Here is a 20,179-nt window from a genome sequence, read left to right on the forward strand (position 1 = left end):
CGTGTCCAAATTTCTTATCCTTTGAAATTTAAAAATAAATATTTATGATTATATCCAAAAACGCTTTAAAATCCAAAAGGCGCGGAAAATACCTCGCGCCCGTGCGTAGAATTTTGCGGTAATTTAAAATTTCGCGCTGCGGCAGGTCTTTGTCTCAGCGAGATTTTATCGCGATAGAGCTACAGCGCGGCGGCGGATAATCCTAGCGCCGTGCGCAAGCCCATTAAGAAATTTAAATGCGACGATAAAACCTGCTACTTAAAAAACCTTAGCGCGCAAGCTCTTGCGAAATTTTAAATCGCAAGACTATCTATTTCTTGTGGCAGCCTCGTAAAGCGGCAAGACTTTCGGCATCACCTCTTTTAGATCGGCGATGCGATCGTCGTTTGAAGGGTGCGTGGACATAAATTTAAGCGGATGGCTCTCATTTAGCTTATTCATCTTCTCCCAGACGTTTATCGCCGCTCGCGGGTCGTATCCTGCGCGCGCCATCAGCTCGACACCCATCAGATCGGCCTCCGTCTCATGTGTGCGCGAAAACGGCAGCGTGAATGTGTACTGCGCCGCCATGTTCAAAGCCGCTGAGCCCAGATCTCCAAGCCCCGCTGCAGAGCTTGCTACAGCGATACCGACATCTTTCATCTGTTCAGTCGAGGCTCGCTCGCGGCTGTGTTCGCGCAGTGCGTGCGACATCTCGTGCCCCAAAATAGCAGCCAGCTCGGCATCGGTAAGTTTAAGCTTTTCGATGATGCCCGTATATACGACGATGCGACCGCCAGGCATACACCAAGCATTGATTGTAGGGTCGTTGATTACGTTTACCTGCCAGTTCCATTTCAGTGCGTCTTTGCGGAATGCGCCTACTTGAGCTATTAGGCGCCTCGAGATGCCTCTAACGCGATCAGTTAGCTTTTTATCGGTATTTAGGACATGTTTGGCGTTTGCTTGGGCGGTAATCTGCCTGTAGGCAAGCGCGGCACTTTGATCCATTTCAGCTTCGCTTACGGTGATGAATTGCGAGCGGTCGATGCCTACGGCGCCGCCTTGCGTGGTGCTCGCGCAGCCGGTAAAAATCATCATCGCAGCAAAGGATATTAAAAGAGCTAATTTTTTCATCTTTTCTCCTTGAAATTTTGCGGCGATTTTAGCGAAATTTGATTAAATTTTTAGAATTTTATTTTGGATTGCTGGATTTTGCAGACGGGATCTATTTGGAATTTGCCGTGAAATTTAAGGACGCCCGTCGCCTTTAAAATAGAATTAGGCTTTGTAATTTAGCGATAAAATTTAGCGGTGATTTCGCAGAATTTTATCACGGCGTAAACGAGGCATTGCTATGTGAAAGTAGTGATTTTATCTAAATGCGGCGCTGTATAAACAAGGCGCCTCTGCGCCCAAATAGAGCGGGGGTGCGGTTTTAAATTTACGCAACGATAAATCCGGTAGAATTTTATTTACACAAGGCGCTCGGTTCGGGTGGATAAGAGCAATTTGAAATTTGCACAATCAAATCGCGCGATAAGATGGGTTCGGATGTCGCTATGATTTGAGGTGAGTCGCGTTAGTATTTTGTGGCGCATAAATTCTAATTATTAACTTGGCAAAAGACACTACACCACTGCATCTTGTGCTGCAATGAAATTGCGTTTTATTGGAATTGAAATGATCGCAGAAATGCCAAACGCTACAGACGCCTTTTCGTAGAATTTATCTAGCGGAATTCCTTTTGTGCGCGACAGGATAAAATTTCAAATTGCAAGTCGCACCGTATCATTTTGGATGGAATTTTAAAATTTTACGCGTTTAGAATTTTAAAATTCTGCTACGCAAATCTACGCGATGAAATTTCAAGCTTAAAAATCTGCGCCGGCTTTGGAATTTTATATGTGCCGCGTCAGCTATAAAATTTTACACTTAGAATTTTATCGCTGCGGCAAGATTTGGTTGGACCGAGGTCTCGCATCGCCGTAGGATTTTTGGCGGCACGTAATTTTGCAGCGCGCATCTAAATTTAGCTACGCAAAATTAGTAAATTTTTTATTGGCACGAAATTCTGCTGTGCCATTAAAGCGCATTAAAGAATTCTGCGCAGGCCTCGCAAACTCTAACGAAAGCTCCTTTATTTGGAGGGTGCGGACTTTAAGGTAAGCGAGTAAATTATGCAACGTAAAGCAGCGAGCGCTGAGTGTTTACCGCTAGGGATTTTGCGCCTGCGGCGCCCATTTAGTCCTTTTTGGACTTTAGCTTGGCGATCGTTTCTTTTGCGGCCTCGTAAGCCTTAGCGCTCATCTCGCGCGCCCTTTCGCTTACGTTTTTAGCGACGTCGGAGCTTTTTAGCTCGGCAAATTTTTGGCTCATCTTCTTTTCAAATTCGCTAAGCTCTTTTTTGATTGCGTCCAGTTTCTCGTCCAGATCGAGGTTTTCGATGATTTTGGCGCTTTTTTGGCTCAGTTCTTGAGTGATTTCGCGTGCCTTGGCGCTCGCCTTTTTCGCGCGCTCGCCAAGCTCAATTTCGCCGATTTTGGCGCTTAGCTGCTCGGCAAGATCGCTTGAAATTTTTCTAAATTTAGCCAGGTAGCCTCCAAATTCTTCATCGGCGATCTTGGCGATCTCGCTTTTAGCGGGCTCCTCCGAGCTTGCGACCGCATCGCTTAAAACCGCGCTAAATAGCTCGCTCATCTGCGAAATTTGAAGCCTTTCGTTCTCTAGGCTCTGTGCGTCGCTTGCCGGCGAGAAACTTAGCTCGTCGCGGTATCTTTCGGCGGCTTTGTTTATGCCGTCGTAGCAGCCTAAAATCGCGCCTCTAATCAGTGCGGAGGCGGTATTTTTGCTCTCGTTTGCGACGAAAATCGCGCGATTTATGATGATTTTTGAAATTTCTTTTGTGCGGAATTTCGTAAATTCTCCGTCGCCTATAGCCGAAAATGCGATGTTTTTCGCCGTCTCGTGCGCGGTATCCTCGATGTCGGTGCCGCTTTCTAGCACGCTTATAAAGGCCAGTTCGCTCGCTTCTTTCAGCACGTCCGCAAGCGGGAGTTTGCTCGCGATAGCTCGCTGTAGCGCCGAGCCTATGCGTTCTTTTAGCTCTGTTTCGCTTGCGTTTTGCAGCGCGGTATCCAGATCATCATAGCTGCGCAGAACAAGGGTTTTAATCGCCTTTTGCTTACAAGCGATCTTTTTGCGCAGATCGTCGTAGTCGTAGATGAGCTTGTAAAGAGCCTGCTCGTCCTCGTCGCACAGCGCCTTTTTAACGCCGTTAAGTAGGGCTTCTGCCGTCTCATCGCTAAGCGCGCCCGCGTCTTTTAACTCGGCTGCGAAGTCTAGGATTAATTGCGTGCTTTTGGCGCTTTTACTCTCGTCGTCAAGCTCACACAAAGCCTTCGTGGCTTCTTGCAAGGCGAGCTCTTGCACATATGAGGCTAGCTCGGCTTGTGAAATTTGCGCGAGATCGGCGCCGAATTTTTTGATTATTGCTTCTTTCATTTCATCTCCTGTCACAATACATATTTAAAGTGGGCTTTTAAGCGCTCGAAAATTTCGTTTCGATGCAAGTCGTCTTTAACGAAAACGCTTACGTTGAAGCTCATATATTTGCCGCCGTTTGAAAAGCGCGAAAAGTCTATTTTGTAATCTTCGCCCTTTAAAATTTCATCGATCTGCTCGCGCTTTTGAGTAGTCGCGTCTAGGACTACTTTGTATTCCCAAAAGAGTGGATAGTCGATTTTCGGCTTTTCAGCTCCTAATATACACGCCACTCTTGCCCCCCTCTTTGCGTTGCAGTACGACGTCGGTGATCTGCATCGATTTATCTATCGCTTTTAGCATATCGTAAATCGTCAGTAGTCCCACGCTCACGCCCGTTAGCGCCTCCATCTCGACGCCGGTTTTGCCGGTGATTTTTACCGTTACGAAAAGCTTAAACGCGCACTCGCTCGCAAGCTCTTCGATATCCGTTTTAATCGAAGTAATCGTAAGCGGATGGGTCATTGGTATTAATTCGCTCGTCTTTTTAGCGCCCATTATCGCGGCAACGACGGCGGTTTGAAGCACGGGGCCTTTTTTGGCCGTATTTTGCTTGACGGCGGCAAACGCCTCCGCGCTCATTCGTATGATGCCGCTAGCGGTGGCTACGCGCTCGCTATCATCCTTGGCGCCGACATCCACCATGCGCGGCATATTGTTTTCGTCGATATGTGAAAGCATAAAATTCCTTGTAGTTTTTGGCGGGATTATAGCAGAATTTCGGGCATAAAAAAAGCCCGAGCTTTTAAACTCGGGCTTCATACAAAAAGGAGGTTTTATCTTGTCGGACGAGAACGATTATACTACCTAAACAGTAAATAGAAATAAAATATATCCTTTTTAGGCGGACTCTTTCATGTTTAATTTATAGACGTTTTTAAAATTTAATAGCATGCTATGACACGCTACGTGGGAATTTGAATGGGTAGCGAAATGAAATGGAGCAAAAAAGCGACTAAATTTAAAGCGGACGTTAAAGAGCAAAGCTAAAATTTAAAGCAGAGTTCGTGGTTATTTTGGCTCAATATGGACGATCAAAAGAGTGGAGCAGAGTGCTATGTCGCGGCAGCATAAATAAAATGCTACAAAGAAGCGGCTTAAATTCAATGCCTTTTTTGCTTTAAATTTGAGTTCGCCTTAATTAAGTGCGAGGTTTTTACGTGCAATGCGGCGTAAATTTAACCCTTCATGCGAGCGCCGTAGCGGCGCAGGCGCGGATTAAAATAGCGCGCGCAAATTTAAACATCGTCGCGCAAAATCCGGCCTGCGTTTGAAATTTAGCTGCGTTTAAATTTTAAACGTTTTTAGCAGGCTGCCTAAATTTAACTCCTTGTCTTCGCCGTTTGCGCCGCCTCCTAAAAGATCGCCCAAAAAGCTACTTGCGTCGTTGATATCGATTTTGCCGTCGCCGTTTAGGTCGAGCTTGGCGCTTGCGATTTTGCCGATCAGCGCGCTAAAATCCACGCCTTTGCTATCGACGGCGTTTGCTTGTACGTCCTCGCCGCCGCCCAAAAGTCCGCCCAGCATCGAGCCTAGCGAGCTAGATCCGCCGCTTTCGTTTTTGCTTAAAAAATTTGAACTAATGCCCGCGATTATCGCATTTATCTGATCGTCGGGCAGGTCCACGCCTAGAAATTTCTCGATAAAAGCGACGGGGCCGCTTTGAAATTCTCTTAAATTTTTATCGTCGCTTTTGAGCGCAGAGACCATATTTACAAGTCCGTTTATGTCCATTTACGCCTCCTTGATCTTGGCTTTCGGAGCCTGTTTTACGATAAGCTCTATTACTTTTAGAGCGTCCGCTTTGGCTTCAAAATCTTTACTAACGGCGATGATCTGTCCGTTGCTGGCCGTTAGGCGGAAGCGAACCTTGCCTGCTTTATCGGTGTAAAGCTCAAATTTCGGATTGTTTAGCTTTTCGCCGCCCGCGATTTGATCCTCGATCTTATTTAGCGCGGCATTTTTTGCGACGCTTTCGATGCCGTTTTTGCAAGCGGCCTTACTCGTGTAAACCTCGGAGGTGCACAGTACGTGCCCGTCATAGAGTAGATCGAATTTGCAGCCGTCCTTGGCGTCTTTGATTAAAAACTCAGCCATTTTTCATCCTTTCGTAGAAGATATTCGCTATTTTAGCTAAAATTTTAATAAATATTTTAATAGGCGCGGAATTTTCTGCTAAAATTGCGCACAAATTTCATTTACAAAGGATCATAATGATAAAGGCTCTACGTTTTAGCTTGATTTTCGCTGCTACTTTAGGATTTGGCGCGGATGAGAGCGATGCATTATTTAAGGATATAAGGACGCGTCTGGGCTGCAATCTAGCCGCACAGGACTGCGAGACTAACGCTGGCGGGCAGAAGGCGCTCTTTAGCGTAGCGCGCCATCCGATCGAAGCGGGAGCAAACGAGCTAAAAATAAGCGGAATTTCGCGTGAGCTGAAAAATCCGAGCGTTAAAATTTCGGGCGTGAGTATGAATATGGGCAATGCGGAATTCCCGCTAAAGCGCAGCGCAGACGGCTATGAAGCGACGCTTGACGTTGCAGTGTGCACGCACGCCGTAATGCGCTACAAGCTTGAAATTTACGAGGATGGCGAGCCTAGCGGGCTTTTTGTGTATTTTGATCTACGAAAGCGTGCTACGGATCGAGACCGCGGCGAAGACGCGCACTTGCATCACCACGAGCATTAGACGCATCCCGTTTATGCGCGGGGTAAAATTTACGCTTCTTTGAGACGTCTGCTAAAATTTACATGCTGCTCGGAGAAAATTTTATAAATTTTAAAGCGCCACTTGCGATAAATTTTATGTATCTTTCGAGCGACGCACGTCGCGAGTGGATACGGGCGCCTGTGCGGCTCGCCGTAGCACCAGAGCGCGCTTTATGGGCGTTTACAAAAACGCCTTTATAAACGTGCGGCGATTTGCCGTGCATTCGCCGCATATGTTTCGTAACCACTACCGAGGCGCGTCAAATTTAGTCCTTCGCCGCCTCCAAAATTTTAAAATTTTTAAAATTCGCTTGCGTTTCATACGCCTAAGCTACGCGGAATTTTGAAATTCCTTGTATAATCTGAAGTAAATTTTAAATCTAAGGAAAGCCATGCAAATATTAAGACAAAAGCACTTTAGCGGCGAGCGCGCGCTGTTTTGCGCAAAGGATCTGCGGATCGAAAATTCCGTCTTCGGCGAGGGCGAGTCGCCGCTAAAACACAGCGCAAATATCGTCGCGCAAAACTGTAAATTTGAGTGGAAATATCCGTTTTGGTACGCCGAAAATATCCGCGCGCAGGACTGCTTCTTTGACGAGATCGCGCGCGCAGGGATCTGGTATAGCCGCGGCGTGGTGCTAAAAGACTGCCTCTACGGCGCGCCCAAGGGGTTTCGCCGCGTAAAAGACGCCGTGCTGCAAAATGTGGAATTCCACGATGCACAGGAAACCTTGTGGCACTGCAGCGACGTGTCGCTTAAAAACGTCACCGCAAAGGGCGCTTATTTTGGGCTTGATTGCGAAGGCTTAAGTATCGAAAATCTATCGCTCTTCGGGGATTACTGCTTCGACGGCTGCAAAAACGTAACGATCAAAAACTCCAAGCTCCTATCCAAGGATGCGTTTTGGAACTGCGAAAATATCCTCATCGAGGACTGCTTCATCGCAGGCGAGTACTTCGGGTGGAATTCTAAAAACGTAACGCTGCGAAACTGTAAGATCGAGAGCCTGCAGGGCTTTTGCTATATGCAAAATTTGCGCTTGCAAGACTGCGAGCTCATAAATACGACGCTAGCGTTTGAATACAGCGACGTCCGTGCCGAGATAAAAGGTGCGATCGATAGCGTCAAAAATCCGAGCAGCGGGCTAATCCGCGCGGTAAGCATCGGCGAGCTGATCCTAGACGGCGCAACGGACGCGTCTAAAACTGAAATCATTACTGAATTAAGGGCGTAAGATGGGACTTTTTGATTTTATAAGTGGCAAGGAGAAATACGACTTCGACACTCTGCCAAACCGCCGCGGCACGAAGTCGCTTAAATGGGACGTGGGCGAGAATGAGCTTCCGATGTGGGTCGCGGACATGGACTTTGCCGTAGCGCCCGAGATCATCGAGGCTCTGCAAAAGCGGCTGAACGAGCGGGTTTTGGGCTATTCGATTATCGATGATGAGTGGCGCAGCGCGTATCAAGGCTGGTGGCTCGCGCGCCACGACTATGAAATCCAAAAGGAGTGGCTGATCTATGCTGGCGGCACGCTGCCTGCGATCGATTCGATCATCCGCAAGCTCACCTCGCCCGCCGAAAACGTGCTGCTGATGAGCCCCGTTTACAACTGCTTTTACTACTGCATTAAAAACGCCGCCCGCGTGCCTATGGAAAACGAGCTTGCCTATGCTAACGGCGATTATAGTATCGATTGGGAGGATTTGGAGGCTAAGCTTGCCGATCCGCAGACGACGCTTTTTATCCTTTGCAACCCGCACAATCCGGTCGGCCGCACCTTTAGCAGAGAAGATCTTGCCCGCATCGGTGAGCTGTGCGAGAAGCACGGCGTGACGGTGCTTAGCGATGAGGTGCATTGCGATCTGACCGAGCCGGGCGTGCGTTACACGCCATTTGCTGCGGCAAGCAAGAGCTGCGAGAGGATTTCGGCCAGCATAATCGCGCCAACCAAGGCGTTTAACATCGCGGGGCTGCAAAGCGCGGCGGTCTTTGCCGCAGATAAGCGCTTACGTCATAAAATTTCAAAGGCGCTAAATTCCGACGACATCGCCGAGCCGAATTTTTTCGGCGTCCAAGGAGCGATCGCCGCATTTACGAAGGGTGCGCTGTGGCTGGACGCGCTGCGCGAATACCTCAGCGAAAATCGCAAATTCGCGACGGAATTTATCGCGCGTGAGCTTCCGCAGGTGCATGTCGTGCCGCAAGACGCGACTTATCTGATGTGGCTTGACGCGGGCGCTTACACGCAGGATAGCGCGGAGCTTGCGCGCTTCATCCGCGAAAAAACGGGGCTGTATCTCTCCTGCGGCGCGCAATACGGCAAGGGCGGCGAGAAATTTTTGCGCCTAAATATCGCGACATCTAGGGCGCTGCTAAAAGACGGGCTAGGGCGGCTGAAAGAGGCGCTAAAGATTTGTCTGCATTAAACGAACTGCGGCGCGGCAAGGACGAAATTTAAAATTTTACAGCGGCTAAATTTAAAGCGGCGGAGCAAATTTTAAAATTTTGCGGCAGGGCGCGAGCTTTATGCTAAATTTAGCAGCGATCAGGCAGCGGCGCGCGAGCGTTTAAATTTGGCGCGCGGCAAATAAACCGGCGCTTAAATGCGCTACAAAAGGCGGATTATGGATAGAAACGGCGATTTAGAGGAGCTTTACCTGCTTGAAAAACGGCACGAAAAGCTCGCGCGCATTAGTAAGCTCGTCTCATTTTTGATAACCCTGCTGCTGCTCGGGCTTTACCTGTTTTTGAATACCAGGGCGGAGCTCGTCTCGTTTGATACAAACTGGCTTATAATCGCGCTTTTCATCATCTTTCCCCTCTTAAATGGGCTGCTCTACCGCCTATTTTACAGCTTAAGCTTTGGCAAAAACGGCGGCACGCAGCGCGCAAATTTTGATAAATTTAGCGGCTTTGATACGGCGCAAGATACGGACGCATTAGGGCAGGGCGCAGCGCAAGATGGGCAAATTTTAAGCGCCGATGCGAAAGAGGGGCGGGTATTAAAAGCTGAAGCGGGCGAGGGTAGCGGCTTTAAGGACAGCGATAGCCGCATGAGCGCTACTTACGGAAGGTTTGAGCCCAAAGCCGTCGAAGGTGAGGGCGGGGGCAAAGAGAGCGGAGCAGCCGGATCAAAATTTAACTTTCTAGCCGATCTGCAGAGCCTGGAGGATGAGCGCGCGGCGCTGCAAAAAGCGGTGAAAAAGGCCAGTCTCATCGCCGCTGTCGTAGGGCTCGGTGTGGGCGCACTGGTGGCGCGCTTTTGGGACGAAGCGGCAGCTGGCGTCTTTTTCGGTATCTCCGTTTACGGCATAGTAGGCGCTCTTTTGACGGCGAGCAAAAGACGGAATTTCAGATCAAATTTTAAAAGCAGGATCGTCGCGAGCATCGCAAAAAGCTTCGGGCTTAGCTACGATGAAAATGGCGGGCTGGGGACGGATGAGTTTTTTGAAATTTACGACTGCTACATAAACGAGCAATCGAGCGAGGATATGATGAGCGGGGAGGTGCAGGGCGTGCGAGTGAGGTTTAGCGACTTTTATGCCGCCGAAAAGGTGCGCACCAAAAACGGCACTCGCACCGACATAAAATTTCACGGAGTGCTTTTCGTCGCGGACTTTCATAAAAGGCTTAACTGCGAGGTGCGGGTGTGTCACAAAAACTCGCGAAATCTGCGCAAATACGGGCAGCGAGCGAATATGGACGACGTGAAATTTGAGGAATTTTTTGACGTCTATACGACCGATCAGGTAGGCGCGAGATACGCTTTGACGCCGCTTTTGATGCAGCGACTGACGGAGGTCTATCTAAGGCTGGGCTCGCAGATAAACGCGGTGCTAAGGGAGGATAAAATTTACGTGGCGATCGAGACCTGGCGCGATAATTTCGAGCCTAGAATCGACTGCTCGCTAAAGCAGGACGCCACGATAGAGCTTTACGTAGATGAGATCGGCGCGCTTGTTGACATCGTGAGCGAGCTAAATTTGAACCGCAAAATTTGGAACGAATGAGGCAAGCGGCGGCGCTGTGGAGTATGACGGCGGCGGGTCGTATACGGCTCCGGCGACACACAGATATGCAGACAAAGCGCGCGGGATCGTAGGCTTAGCGGTACAAATGCGCTATGAGTTGGGCGTGGAAATGGATGCGTTGCGCAGATTGTGCATTTGGGCGGATGTGCGATCGCTCTTTCGCACGAGCCAATCGAAAGATAGAACGCACGCGGAAAGCGTTCGTATAAGACTTTACAAGCTGCATGAGCCGATAAAATTTTGTAAATTCCCGATCTGTTTAAAGAGCAGGCGCTTGCGATTTATCATTGCTCGCACGGCAAAATTTTTACCGCACGAGTAGTTTGCATTAGAATTCTACTATCGCTTGAAATTTTATGCCGCCGCGCGCGACTTAAATTTTGCCGCGACGACCCGCGCTAGGCTGCATTCCATCTCGGCTAAAATTTACTCGGTGGCTAAATCTGTCGTGCGAGAGCAAAACTTTGCCGCTAGATCGATAAATTTAGCTAGCTTATAAAAGCGCTCGCTGCCTATGGGCGTTTATGGACGCCGTTTCGGTAAAGCTACGGCGCCAGCGTCGCTGCGAGCTTGCGGGGCTTAGTAAGATTGCCCCGCTAAACTAGACGGCGAATCTAAATTTATAACTTTCCGCCCTCGATTACGACGTCATCAGCCTTGATGTCGTCGCCGTAAACGGGCGCTAGCGTCGCATCGTAGTCAGCGTGGAAAAATTTCTCGTCCGCGAGCTTCACGATTAGATCGTCAAGCCATTTGCGAAGCTCGTCGTTGCCCTTTTTGACCGCAGGCGCGATGACGTCCTGATCGCCCAGCGAGCGGATACCCACTTTAAAGCCCGGGTTCGATTTCGTCCATGCAAACAAAAGCGTATTATCATGCGCGATCGCATCGCCCCTGCCGTCCAGCATCGCACCAAAAGTCTCGGTATTTTGGTCAAATTTTAAAAGCTTGATCTCGGGATGGTTTTTCGTAAAATACAGATCCGCGGTCGTGCCTTTGTTGATTAAAAGCGTTTTGTCCTTAAGCTGCGAAACGTCGGTAATATCGCCGCCCTTGCTCGCGACGCCGAGGGCTACCTTCATATACGGCAGCGCGAAATCCACGACCTCTTTACGCTCCGGCGTGACGGTGAAATTTGCAAGCGTGATATCGACCTTGTCCGACGCCAAAAATTCCGCGCGATTGGCGGCCTCTACGAGCACGAACTGAACCTTGCTCTCATCGCCCAAAAGCTCCTTTGCGATACGTTTTGCAAAATACACGTCATATCCCGCGTTTTTGCCCGTCTCGTCGATGTAACCAAACGGCGGCTTGTCGCCGAAAACCGCGATCCTTACTACGCCGCGCTTTTTAATCCCGTCGATATAACTTTGCGGCGCGGCGGAACCTTGTGCGGAATTTGAGGAGCCTTTGCCCTCGTCGTTGCAACCTGCGAAAAATAACGCAACTAAGATAAAAAGCGTGCTTAGCGTTTTTTTCATCTTTTCTCCTTTATTAAAATTTATTTTTTAAATTCGAACATATTTAGAAATTTCTTCGCGCGCTCGCTCTTCGGCGCAGTAAAGAATGCCTCCGGCTCGTTAATCTCCACGATGCTTCCCTCGTCCATAAAAACTATGCGATCGGCTACGGCGCGCGCAAAGCCCATCTCGTGCGTCACGATTAGCATCGTTTGCCCCTCTTTGGCAAGATTTAGCATTACGTCGAGCACCTCGCGCACGATCTCGGGATCAAGCGCCGCGGTGACCTCGTCAAAAAGCATGATCTTGGGCTTCATCACAAGGCTTCGTACGATCGCGATGCGCTGTTTTTGCCCGCCGCTAAGCTCTTTGGGGTAGGCTCGCTCTTTATTTTCTAGTCCTACGATTTTGAGCCAATGCCTGGCTAGCTCTACAGCTTGCTCGCGCGGTACGCCTTGGACTTTCACGGGACCTAGGATTATATTATGTAGCACATTTAAGTGGTCGAAGAGCTCGTAGCTTTGAAAGACCATACCGATCTTTTGCCTGATCCTGCGCCACTCTTTGAAATTTTGATCGATCCGCTCGCCCTCGATTATAAAATTTCCGCTTTGTACCGGCTCTAACCCGTTGATCGTGCGAAGTAGGGTGCTTTTGCCGCAGCCACTAGGGCCTAGGATCACTACGACCTCGCCCTGCGCGACGCTAAGGCTGACGTCCTTTAGCGCGTGCAGCTCGCCGTAAAATTTATTAACTTTGTCGATTTTTAAAATTTCCATCAGCTCCACCTATTTTCTAGTTTTTTCGAAAGCGCCGAGATTGGATAGCAGATCAAAAAATATACGAAAAATATCGCTCCGTAGATGATTAGCGGCGCGTAATTGTCGCGGAAGACGTTTACTTCGATGATCTGCTGTCCGACCTTGACGAGCTCGATGACGCCGATTAGTACGGCGATCGAGGTTGTTTTTATCATCCTGCTGAATAAATTTATCGTTGCGGGCACTAGGCGCCTCATCGCAAGCGGCAGGATGACGTAGAGATAAATTTGAGATCTGCTAAATGCGAGCGCTTCGGCGCTTTCGAACTGATGCTTAGGGATGCTAAGCACGGCACCTCGCACCAGATCCATCATCTCGAAAACACCCCAGATGCTAAAGACGATGATCGAAGCCGCGATATTTGAGATGTGGATGCCAAATGCCTTGCTCGCGCCGAAATATACGATAAATAGCCAAACGATGGGCGGCATGATGCGCACGATCTCTAGGCAAATTTTAAGCGGGATGTATAAGGCTCTGCGCCCAGAGGCCATTAAAATTCCAAGCACCAAGCCTAGAGCGAGCGAAACCGCGATCGAGATGAGCGCGATTTGCAGCGTGACCCCAAGCCCGCCAAGAAGCCTGATTAAATTTTCGCCGCCGAATAGTTCCATCGCTAGCCCCTCATATACGCAAGGCGCTTTTCAAGCAGCGTAAGCGTCAGCGAAAGCGGCAGGATTATGATCAGATACGAAACGCTTAGCATAAATAGCGCCTCGTTCGTCTTGTAATACAATCCGATCACATCCTTTGCGGCATAGACGAGATCGGCAAGTGCGACGATGCTAACGATCGAGGTTTCTTTGAGTAGAAAGATTATATTTGCGCTGATGGAGGGTAGGGCGATCGCAAAGGCGCGCGGCAGCACGACGTAAAACACTATCTGTGCTTCGCTTAGCCCTAGGCTCATCGCGCTTTCGATCTGGGATTTTTTTATCGCCTCAAAACCGAGCCTAAAGCTCTCGCTCATATAGCTTCCACCCAAAAACGCAAGACCTGCAATCGCGCAGGTAAAGCCTGAAATTTGAATGCCCAGCTTCGGCAGGCCGTAGTATAGAAAAAATAGCTGAATTAAAAGCGGAGTATTGCGTGACAGCTCGATATATGCGCCCACGAGCAGGCTTAGCAGAGGCAATCTTTTATATTTTATCAGCGTGCAGATAAAGCCGATGATGATGGATAGTAAAATCCCGTAAAATGCGAGCTTTAGCGTTAAAATTCCCGCCTTTACGAACATCGGGCTAAATTTGGCTATAAAATCAAAATCCATAAATTCTTCTTTCCGTAAGATATGCGTATTATACAGATAACTGATTAAAATAGTATTAAATCAAAATTTTTTTATAAAGATTCCGAAAATTTAGGAGTTTAAAAATATATCTTATAAATATATTTAGTCCGAGCAGATACCCGGACTATAGAATTTTGACGGAATTTTACGAGTAAAAAATATACGCGTATCCCGAAACCAAAAACGCGGAGAATATCGCTAGAATTCCGCCACTTCGTACCATTTCTGCCTGGCGAATGCGTCCCGTGCCGAAAACCAAAGCATTCGGCGGCGTCGCTACCGGCATTATGAAAGCGCAGCTTGCGCCCACACCGATTACTATAGTAAGAGTTTCTTTCGGTAGCCCCATTTGCGCTGCTACTCCCGCAAATACAGGTACTAAAAGTGCAGCAGAGGCGGTATTGCTCGTAAATTCCGTAAGGCAGATGATGAAAACTGCCGTTACCAAAAGTACGATGTAAGTAGGCGCTCCGCCGAAAGTGTGCGCGACTAGATCGCCAAGCACCTTAGAAGCTCCAGAATCGCCTAAAACCGCACTTAGAGTAAGTCCGCCGCCAAAAAGCAGCAGCACGCCCCACTCGGTATTTTCTGCGATGTCGTGCCATTTGGCAAGCCCTAGTATGACGATTACGACTGCCGAGCAGATGGCGACGTAAGCATCATCCACTTTAAAGCCCACAAGGGCTGAAATTTGCTTTGAAAATATCCAGCCAAGCGCTGTTAGAGCAAATACGACGATAGTAATAATGCGCTCGCGCGTCCAAGGGATATGCTCCAGATCCATCTCTATTTTATGGCTTAAATTCGGCTTGAAAATTATATAAAGCACCAAAAGCATTATCGGCAGCATCACGCACATTAGCGGCAAACCTACCTTCATCCAGTCTGCGAAGCTGTAGTGCAAGGCTTGAGCCACGATTAAATTCGGCGGCGAGCCCACGAGCGTGCCCAGACCTCCGATGCTTGCAGAATACGCGATGCCTAAAAGCAAAAACACGAGGGTGCCGCGATCTTTATTCTCGTCCATGTTGGCGCAAATTCCAAGCGCGATCGGAAGCATCATCGCAGCAGTCGCGGTGTTTGAAACCCACATCGAAAGGATCGCCGTAGCAAGGCAGATCAAAATCGCAGCTACACCCAAGCGACCGCCTGCGCGGGCGATTAGCCACATCGCGATCTTTTTGTCTAGCTTTTGCATATGCAGAGCCGTTGCCAGAGCAAAACCGCCGAAAAAGGTAAAGATCGTAGGGTTTGCAAAATTTGCAAGCGTGCTTTTGATGGTGGCAGCCGTGAAAGTGCCATCTTTAGCGAATTTGCCAAGTCCGATAGCTACCGCAAGCACCGGCACCATAAGCGCGGTTACCGTGATATGCACGGCCTCTGTAAGCCACATAATCGCGATGAAAGCAAGCAGCGCAAGGCCTTTTTTGACATTAGGCTCAAATGGTAACGCGGCATATAGCGCAAAGCCCACTGCAGCGGCAATCGCCATAATGATGACGCCGCGCTTAGGAAACGGCACGGTGTCGGTGAGCCTGTCTAAACCCAGCTCGTCTACGTCCGAGTCTAGCGGCCCTTGTAAGCGGGAGTTGCGTAATTCCACTTTGTGTTCTTCCATAGATACTCCTTTTTTGGATTTGGCTTATGATACAAAAATGAGGCGGGAATTTTATAAATTCCAAATCAAATCGTCTTAAATTTTTAAAAGTGCAGTTACTATCGGTAACACGGCACTTATCTCGTGTGTAAATTTTAAATTATACATAAAAACGAACAACTAAATAAGCGCTTTAAATTTCATCACAGATTGTTTTTTAATGGCTCCGGCGTTTAAATTTGCTAGCTGCTCACGGGGAGGTGGTGTAGAATTTCGTCGAATTCCGTGCTGGCAATCAAGATAGAATTCTGTCCTTAGTAAGCGAGATAGAATTTTATCCAAGGCGAGTGAGATAAAATTCTGCGTCTTATCTTAAAAATTTATCGAAATTTAAGTGAGGGGGGGGCTATTATAATCAACAAATTTTAAACGGATTCGTAAGCGGATCCGGTGGAGGAGGCTCAAAGATCGTAAGTTATAAAACGGTAAGAGCGGCTGTGGCGAGAAGCCTTGAAATCATAAATTGTAAGGAGAAAATATGAAAAATAAAATTTTAATCGCGGCATTTGCCGCTGCGGTATGCGTGAGTTCAAGCTTTGGCGAGGGGATATTTTTAGGTATCGAGGGAGATTATTCTTTTAAATCCAGCATCACTACTAAATGGTCTGACGAGGATGATTCTGGCACGAATAAAGATAATAAGGGGCAGGCTGCGCTCGGCTTTAAAGGCGGCTATGATTTTGGTATAACTAGGGCGTACGGCGAGTACTTGTATGATTTCAAAGCTTCGAAAACTGGCACTGACGAGGACATCATATTTAAACACGAGTGGAATAAGCACAGCTTGCTCGTAGGCGGGGATTTTACGCCTGAGATTACGAATGGCTTTAAACTCGTAGCGGGCGCATATACAGGAGTTTCATTTTTGAAATATAAAATTTATTCATATGACGAATCTGACGGAAGCAGCGATTCGCTTTCAAAGACTCTGCCTGGCTGGGTCATCGGTGCAAGACTAGGCGGGCTATATAGCTTTGATGAGCATAACGAGATCGAGTTTGGCTACAAGGCGGACTATACGAGGTACAAGGCCAGTAAGCTCGGAGAGGGCGTAGACAAGGTGTATGAGACTAACCATGGAATTTATATGGGGTATAATTTTAAATTTTAAAATCATTGCGGTAAACAGAAGCGCAAATCTGGCATTCCTAGAATTTCTAAATTTATACTTTTATAGAGAAATAGCAGGGGTTAAAATTTTATTAACCCCTGCTTTAGAATTTTATTTGACTAAGATACGGTAAACAGGCAATGGCAACATCAACAGCTTTATCTCCAAGCCATTTAATAACTTCCATTAGCTTTGATTTTTTCTCTTGATTATCTTTGCAATATTCAAGCTCGCTAAGTATTCCTTTTAATTCATACTTCAAATTTTTAGCAAGAATTTCATCTGGAATTTGATCTATAGTATTTTTAATAATTATGCTTTGATTAATGTTGGTCGTATTCGTGTTGTATATATTTAAATTTGAAGATTCTTTGCTCCTGATAGTGTTTGCCTCGTCTTTTAATTCTGCTTCAAGAAATTTTAATTCTCCTAATATCCAACTCAATATATTATGTGCTTTTTCTAGGTTGCAATGTTTGGCTTGAAACTCTTGGGCTATAATATGGTCAAATTTTAACTTGTATTTCTTATTTAATCTAATACAGATATCTTCCATCATATCAATATTACCTATACTTAAGACAATTCTTACTTGTTCTATATCTTCTTGTACCAATTTTATTTTGTGTTTATTTATCATTCAATTTACTCCGCCAAACACCCTTTTAAAAATCGCGTCTACGTTTTTAGTGTAATATCCGTAGTCAAAGCACTCTTTGATCTCGCTTTCGCTTAGCTTTTCTCGTAGCTTTGTATCTGCTAGCAGATTTTGCAAAAATAGGCTATGTCCTTGCTCATCTATAGCTTTTTTGCCCTCTTGCAGATCCGCCCAGACCTTCATCGCATTACGCTGCACGATTTTATAAGCATCCTCTCTGCTAACTCCTCGTTTAGGCAGTTCTAGCAGCACGCGCTGCGAAAACACGAGCCCACCGGTTAAATTTAGATTTCTCATCATATTTTCAGGATATACTAGCAGTTTTTCAATCAAGCTTGTCAAGCGATTTAACATAAAATCGGCGGTTATAAAGCCGTCGGGGAGGATAAATCGCTCGACAGAGCTATGGCTGATATCGCGTTCGTGCCATAGCGCTACGTCCTCCATCGCAGGTATTACGAAGCTACGGATCATACGGCATAGTCCCGTTACGTTTTCGCTAAGCACGGGATTTCGTTTGTGTGGCATCGCAGAGCTGCCCTTTTGACCTGGGCTAAAAAATTCCTCTGCCTCATAAACCTCAGTGCGTTGATAGTGGCGGATTGCGATGGCGATCTTTTCGCAGCTGGAAGCCAGGATCGCAAGTGCGCTCATTACCTGCGCGTAGCGATCGCGCTGGATGACTTGATTGGACGCGGGGGCGGGCTTTAACCCCAGATATTCACACACTAGCTCTTCCAGCTCTAGTGGAGCGTGCGCGAAATTCCCCATCGCACCGCTTATTTTGCCGTAGCTGATGACGCTTTTTGCATGTTGCAAAAGCTCTAGCGCGCGATTTATCTCATCATACCAGACCGCAAGCACGAGTCCGAAAGTGATCGGCTCGCCATGGATACCGTGGCTGCGCCCGACCATCAGCGTCATTTTGTGCTTCATGGCTTGAGATTTTATCGCGGTTTTTAAATTTTGCACATCCTCAATGATAAGCTCCATGCTTTCTTTTATTTGCAGCGCGACGGCGGTATCGATGCAGTCACTACTAGTCATTCCGTAATGCACGAAGCGACTCTCCTGCCCAAGGCTCTCACTCACGCTCGTTAGAAATGCAATCACGTCGTGCTTGGTGGTCTTTTCGATCTCATCTATCCGCTCGATCCTAAAGCTTGCGTTTTGTAGAATTTTATCTTTATCGCAGTCACTTATTAGACCTAGCTTATTCCACGCTTTAACCGCCGCGAGCTCGACTTTTAGCCACGCGTCGTATTTGGCTTGCAAGCTCCATTTTTCAGACATCTCTTTTCTTGCGTATCTTTCGACCATTTTAGTAGCCTTTCGGTTAGAATTTCTTGTATAATGATGGCAAAAATTATATAAAAATGGGGCTGAAAGTTTAATATGGGTTATGAGAAAAGAAGCTTGGGAAGCTTTGAGGGATGCAAAATTTACGAAATTCTGCTTAGCCTCGGATACGATATGAAATCCGCGCAGCGCATCTGTGACAAGCATCGCGTAACCGATGCAAAGGATCAGAATTTGCATAAAAATTCCGTCGCGCACGGAGAAATTTTTTTGATCGATTACAAATGCGAGCCGCGCGGACTGAAGCCGATCTTTGAGTGCGATGCGTTTGCGGCATTTGACAAGCCGAGTGGAATTTTAAGCCATCCGAGCGGGCGCAACTCGCCTTATAATATGTATGACGAAATCTGGTCGCTATACGGGCAGGATGCGTGCGTGGCGCACAGGCTTGATTTAGAAACCAGCGGAATTCTTATCGTCGCTAAGGATAAAGACGCGGCGCGCGAGCTTAAAGAGTGCTTCGAACAACGTAGAGTGATGAAAAGCTATCTAGCGCTCGTGCGAGGGGATTTACGGAGCGGATTGCGCGGGCATTTGCAGAACGTGGCGCGCGATGGTGCATGGGAGGATCGCGCCGCATATGGCTTGGATGAAATTTGCGGATCAAAATTTGCGGGCGATGCTGTGAGCTTACCAGATAATGTATCGGATCTGCGCGATATGCGAGCTTTAAAAGGGGCAGGCGATAAATTTGGATTTAATACCTTGTCCAATGGTGCGAGTAGGGGATTATGGCGCAGCACTCTATCTGGCGGCGCGCAGGCTAAATTTAAATCTGGTGCTCCTACTGGCGATGTTGGCGGCGAATTTGAATTTGATGCCTTATCCTGCGGAGTGAGCGATAAGCTTAAACCCGCTATCGCGATGAGTAGCGCGGATAACGGACATAAACCTTGCGCCTTACCTGTGGCTAAATCTATGCTGGCTCCTTCTACGGGCTGCGTAAATTTTAAAAAATTTGAGCCTGCAAAATACGCAAAATTTAGTGAGAAACTGAAATTTTTAAAGGATTTTGAGGGGTTTGTGATCGATGCTCCGATCGCCCCTAGCGGCGAGTTCGCCGATCTTAAAATTCGTATGAAAATATCGCGCGACGGAAAAGAGGCGATCACGCTGATTTGCCCGCTGCGATATTTTGAGGACATGGACGCTAGCCTGATTGAGTGCTATCCGCTGACGGGTAGGCAGCATCAGATCAGGCTGCATCTATTTGCCGCGGGTGCGCCGATATTGGGAGAGCCGCTGTATGGGCTTTCGCGAGAGCAAGCGGAGCGGATATTGGATAAAAAGATGGATGAGACGGAGCGGGTCAAGACGACGGGAGCGCCGAGATTGTTGCTGCACGCGGATGCAATTCGCTTTGAACTAGGCGGCGAACGATACGAGATAAAAAGCAAATTCGATGCCGCAAGAGAGTTTTATAATCTTGCGAAAATCGGTAAAATTTAAGCAACTCAATAAAATATGGATGCTTTGGCGGATCAGATAAATTTTTAAGATACGAATTTATTTTGTGTGCGTATTTAGAAGTTTGGCGTGTATAAAATTTCTT

Annotated in this window: 21 protein-coding genes; 8 read left to right on the top strand and 13 right to left on the bottom strand. The window is 47.5% G+C overall.

What is annotated here, in order from left to right:
* Nucleotides 1-306: 306 nt before the first annotated feature.
* A complete protein-coding gene (locus Q0413_RS02435; RefSeq protein ID WP_298102366.1) occupies nt 307-1,116 on the bottom strand; it encodes a M48 family metallopeptidase in 810 nt (269 codons plus the stop codon).
* 659 nt (nt 1,117-1,775) lie between these two features.
* Between Q0413_RS02435 and Q0413_RS02440 the strand changes: the two genes are divergently transcribed.
* The gene (locus tag Q0413_RS02440; RefSeq protein WP_298986950.1) at nt 1,776-1,904 is read left to right on the top strand and encodes a hypothetical protein; all 129 of its coding nucleotides are present in this window, start codon (nt 1,776-1,778) and stop codon (nt 1,902-1,904) included.
* A 319-nt stretch (nt 1,905-2,223) separates the two neighbouring features.
* Here Q0413_RS02440 and Q0413_RS02445 read toward each other — a convergent pair whose 3' ends face one another.
* The 5 genes from Q0413_RS02445 to Q0413_RS02465 form a co-directional block, all read right to left on the bottom strand.
* Complete coding sequence (locus Q0413_RS02445; RefSeq protein ID WP_298986952.1) at nt 2,224-3,483, bottom strand: hypothetical protein; 1,260 nt, start codon at nt 3,481-3,483, stop codon at nt 2,224-2,226.
* Between the two features lie 11 nt (nt 3,484-3,494).
* On the bottom strand, nt 3,495-3,755 hold the full coding sequence (locus tag Q0413_RS02450; RefSeq protein WP_298986954.1) for a DUF493 domain-containing protein: 261 nt from the start codon (nt 3,753-3,755) through the stop codon (nt 3,495-3,497).
* Nucleotides 3,733-4,203, bottom strand: coding sequence for a cyclic pyranopterin monophosphate synthase MoaC (gene moaC, locus Q0413_RS02455; RefSeq protein ID WP_298759766.1), 471 nt, complete (start codon nt 4,201-4,203; stop codon nt 3,733-3,735). The genes Q0413_RS02450 and moaC overlap by 23 nt, the downstream gene beginning before the upstream one ends.
* A gap of 606 nt (nt 4,204-4,809) precedes the next feature.
* The gene (locus tag Q0413_RS02460) at nt 4,810-5,256 is read right to left on the bottom strand and encodes a hypothetical protein (protein WP_298986956.1); all 447 of its coding nucleotides are present in this window, start codon (nt 5,254-5,256) and stop codon (nt 4,810-4,812) included.
* Nucleotides 5,257-5,619, bottom strand: coding sequence for a DUF1508 domain-containing protein (locus Q0413_RS02465; RefSeq protein WP_297917808.1), 363 nt, complete (start codon nt 5,617-5,619; stop codon nt 5,257-5,259).
* Between the two features lie 116 nt (nt 5,620-5,735).
* Between Q0413_RS02465 and Q0413_RS02470 the strand changes: the two genes are divergently transcribed.
* The 5 genes from Q0413_RS02470 (at nt 5,736) to Q0413_RS02490 (ending at nt 10,249) form a co-directional block, all read left to right on the top strand.
* Nucleotides 5,736-6,215 carry a hypothetical protein gene (locus Q0413_RS02470; RefSeq protein WP_297921441.1) on the top strand — a complete coding sequence of 160 codons (480 nt, stop codon included), beginning with the start codon at nt 5,736-5,738 and terminating at the stop codon, nt 6,213-6,215.
* 193 nt (nt 6,216-6,408) lie between these two features.
* Complete coding sequence (locus Q0413_RS02475) at nt 6,409-6,582, top strand: hypothetical protein (RefSeq protein ID WP_298986958.1); 174 nt, start codon at nt 6,409-6,411, stop codon at nt 6,580-6,582.
* Nucleotides 6,583-6,627: 45 nt separating this feature from the next.
* Nucleotides 6,628-7,470 carry a DUF3737 family protein gene (locus Q0413_RS02480; protein WP_298986960.1) on the top strand — a complete coding sequence of 281 codons (843 nt, stop codon included), beginning with the start codon at nt 6,628-6,630 and terminating at the stop codon, nt 7,468-7,470.
* Between the two features lies 1 nt (nt 7,471).
* A complete protein-coding gene (locus Q0413_RS02485) occupies nt 7,472-8,665 on the top strand; it encodes a MalY/PatB family protein (protein ID WP_298986961.1) in 1,194 nt (397 codons plus the stop codon).
* Nucleotides 8,666-8,863: 198 nt separating this feature from the next.
* Nucleotides 8,864-10,249, top strand: a complete 1,386-nt coding sequence (locus tag Q0413_RS02490; protein ID WP_298986963.1) for a DUF3137 domain-containing protein — start codon at nt 8,864-8,866, stop codon at nt 10,247-10,249.
* A gap of 641 nt (nt 10,250-10,890) precedes the next feature.
* Here Q0413_RS02490 and Q0413_RS02495 read toward each other — a convergent pair.
* The 5 genes from Q0413_RS02495 to Q0413_RS02515 all read right to left on the bottom strand — a co-directional run bounded on the left by Q0413_RS02495 (nt 10,891) and on the right by Q0413_RS02515 (nt 15,334).
* Nucleotides 10,891-11,751 carry a cysteine ABC transporter substrate-binding protein gene (locus Q0413_RS02495; protein WP_298986965.1) on the bottom strand — a complete coding sequence of 287 codons (861 nt, stop codon included), beginning with the start codon at nt 11,749-11,751 and terminating at the stop codon, nt 10,891-10,893.
* Between the two features lie 20 nt (nt 11,752-11,771).
* Nucleotides 11,772-12,509 (bottom strand): amino acid ABC transporter ATP-binding protein, encoded by a 738-nt coding sequence (locus Q0413_RS02500; protein WP_297881212.1) that lies wholly within the window; start codon nt 12,507-12,509, stop codon nt 11,772-11,774.
* On the bottom strand, nt 12,509-13,165 hold the full coding sequence (locus Q0413_RS02505) for an amino acid ABC transporter permease (RefSeq protein ID WP_298052418.1): 657 nt from the start codon (nt 13,163-13,165) through the stop codon (nt 12,509-12,511). The genes Q0413_RS02500 and Q0413_RS02505 overlap by 1 nt, the downstream gene beginning before the upstream one ends.
* A 2-nt stretch (nt 13,166-13,167) precedes the next feature.
* On the bottom strand, nt 13,168-13,821 hold the full coding sequence (locus Q0413_RS02510; protein WP_298986967.1) for an amino acid ABC transporter permease: 654 nt from the start codon (nt 13,819-13,821) through the stop codon (nt 13,168-13,170).
* Nucleotides 13,822-13,987: 166 nt separating this feature from the next.
* Nucleotides 13,988-15,334: a DASS family sodium-coupled anion symporter gene (locus tag Q0413_RS02515; RefSeq protein WP_298986976.1), complete on the bottom strand. Its 1,347-nt coding sequence runs from the start codon at nt 15,332-15,334 to the stop codon at nt 13,988-13,990.
* 643 nt (nt 15,335-15,977) lie between these two features.
* Between Q0413_RS02515 and Q0413_RS02520 the strand changes: the two genes are divergently transcribed.
* On the top strand, nt 15,978-16,610 hold the full coding sequence (locus Q0413_RS02520; protein WP_298986968.1) for a hypothetical protein: 633 nt from the start codon (nt 15,978-15,980) through the stop codon (nt 16,608-16,610).
* A gap of 103 nt (nt 16,611-16,713) precedes the next feature.
* Here Q0413_RS02520 and Q0413_RS02525 read toward each other — a convergent pair whose 3' ends face one another.
* Both Q0413_RS02525 and purB read right to left on the bottom strand, forming a co-directional pair.
* A complete protein-coding gene (locus Q0413_RS02525) occupies nt 16,714-17,250 on the bottom strand; it encodes a hypothetical protein (RefSeq protein WP_298986970.1) in 537 nt (178 codons plus the stop codon).
* The gene (gene purB, locus Q0413_RS02530; RefSeq protein ID WP_298986972.1) at nt 17,251-18,588 is read right to left on the bottom strand and encodes an adenylosuccinate lyase; all 1,338 of its coding nucleotides are present in this window, start codon (nt 18,586-18,588) and stop codon (nt 17,251-17,253) included.
* A gap of 75 nt (nt 18,589-18,663) precedes the next feature.
* Between purB and Q0413_RS02535 the strand changes: the two genes are divergently transcribed.
* Nucleotides 18,664-20,076, top strand: a complete 1,413-nt coding sequence (locus tag Q0413_RS02535) for a pseudouridine synthase (RefSeq protein WP_298986974.1) — start codon at nt 18,664-18,666, stop codon at nt 20,074-20,076.
* Nucleotides 20,077-20,179 lie beyond the last annotated feature (103 nt).

The organism is uncultured Campylobacter sp., assembly GCF_938045465.1.
GTDB lineage: Bacteria > Campylobacterota > Campylobacteria > Campylobacterales > Campylobacteraceae > Campylobacter_B.